This is a genomic window from Pedobacter sp. 01T416_2 (genome assembly GCF_056398925.1).
In genome coordinates this window covers 1-1,918 of record NZ_JBFTQI010000972.1, presented here as the reverse complement: position 1 = coordinate 1,918, position 1,918 = coordinate 1, and the positions used below count along the sequence as shown (strand labels likewise).

At 36.0% G+C, this 1,918-nt stretch carries 2 protein-coding genes; both read left to right on the top strand.

What is annotated here, in order from left to right; genetic code table 11:
- The first annotated feature begins 113 nt into the window (after positions 1–113).
- A complete protein-coding gene (gene purB, locus AC1DPQ_RS26440) occupies positions 114–1,460 on the top strand; it encodes an adenylosuccinate lyase (protein ID WP_477611388.1) in 1,347 nt (448 codons plus the stop codon).
- Between the two features lie 87 nt (positions 1,461–1,547).
- Positions 1,548–1,918 (top strand): NifU N-terminal domain-containing protein (locus AC1DPQ_RS26435; protein WP_477611387.1); only part of this gene is annotated, 371 nt, incomplete at its 3' end.

Sequence of the window (1,918 nt, the reverse complement as noted above, 5' to 3'; positions counted from 1 at the left end):
CAAAAAGGCCTTGGAAATTCTAAGGCCTTTTTTATTTTATATTAATTTCTAGGGATCAAGACCTTAAAATCCATCAATTGTAGTAAATTTGCGGCAAAAATATAATCCGCATAATGAATTTAACATCACTACAAGCTATTTCACCAGTTGATGGCCGTTACAGAAAAACAACCGAAAGTTTAGCTGCTTACTTTTCTGAAGAAGCCTTAATCAAATACCGTGTTTTTGTAGAAATCGAATATTTTATCGCACTTTGCGAAATCAACTTGCCTGGCTTAGAAAATTTTGATAAAAATCTTTATGCCCAATTGCGCAAAATCCACGAAAACTTCTCAGAAGTTGATGCCTTAGAAATTAAGGAAACTGAAAAAGTAACCAACCACGATGTTAAAGCTGTCGAATATTTTATCAAAAGTAAATTCGATGCGCTATCACTTCAGCACTATAAAGAGTTTATCCACTTCGGGTTAACTTCTCAGGACATTAATAATACTGCCATTCCTTATTCTATTAAATTAGCATTGAATGAAAGTTATTATCCGGCAATTAATACGCTGATTGAAAAGATAAATGCCCTGGCTACAGAGTGGAAAGATATTCCGATGTTGGCCCATACACATGGCCAGCCGGCCTCTCCTACCAAATTAGGTAAAGAGTTTTTGGTTTTTGCCGAACGCTTGGCTATTCAGGTAGAAAGTTTAAAAAACATCCCTAATAGTGCAAAATTTGGCGGCGCTACCGGAAACTTCAACGCACACCATATTGCTTACCCTACAGTAAACTGGGTTAATTTCTCTAACCATTTTGTTAACGAGACTTTGGGTTTAACACGTGCGCAACATACTACACAAATTGAACATTACGATCAATTTGCAGCTCAATGTGATGCTTTAAAACGCATAAACAACATTATTATAGATTTGGACAGAGATATCTGGACATATATTTCTAAAAACTATTTTAAACAGAAAATCAAGGCTGGAGAAATCGGTTCGTCGGCTATGCCACATAAGGTTAACCCTATCGATTTCGAAAATGCTGAAGGAAATGCAGGAATTGCCAATGCTTTGTTCGAGTTTTTCGCTGCTAAATTGCCAATCTCACGCTTACAGAGAGACTTAACCGACTCTACTGTTTTAAGAAACGTAGGCGTTCCTTTTGGACATACCTTAATTGCTATTAATTCTACGCTACGCGGATTAAACAAGATTTTATTAAATGAAGCTGCTTTACATGCCGATTTGGACGAAAACTGGGCAGTTGTTGCCGAGGCTATTCAAACGGTTTTAAGAAGAGAGAACTACCCTAACCCTTACGAAGCCCTAAAAGAATTAACCAGAACAAATTCAAAAATCAATGCAGCAAGTATTGCTGAGTTTATTGAAGGTTTAGCAGTTTCTGAAGCTGTTAAGGTGCAATTGAGAACGATTACACCTTTTAACTATACTGGCGTTTTCTAGTTAAATTAAATTGACGTTAAGCAGACAGCTTACAAAGGTTTTATTAGTGAGTAATTGTTAATTTTGTTTATTCAAATTGATTAAGACATGACGATTAACGTATATACAGAACAGACTCCAAATCCAGCTACCATGAAATTCATGGTAAACAAGCTGTTAATAAATGGCAGTGAGGATTTTGCAACTAAAGAAAGTGCAGAACATTCGCCTTTTGCTAAAGAGTTATTTAAGTTCAACTTTGTTTCTGGCGTTTTTTTCGCCAGCAATTTTGTTACCATTACCAAAACAGATGATGCAGAATGGGCTGATATTGAAGCTATTTTAAAAGAATTTGTTAAGGGAGCTGTAGAATCTGAATTAAAAATTAAAGAAGCAACTACCGAAGAAGCCCCTGCTTTTGAGGGTACAGAAACCGAAATTAAAATTCAGCAGATTCTGCACGATTATGTACGTGTACG

Excerpts from the sequence above, each read along its gene's own strand:
- purB (WP_477611388.1), top strand. The coding sequence starts at position 114 with ATGAATTTAACATCACTACAAGCTATTTCACCAGTTGATGGCCGTTAC.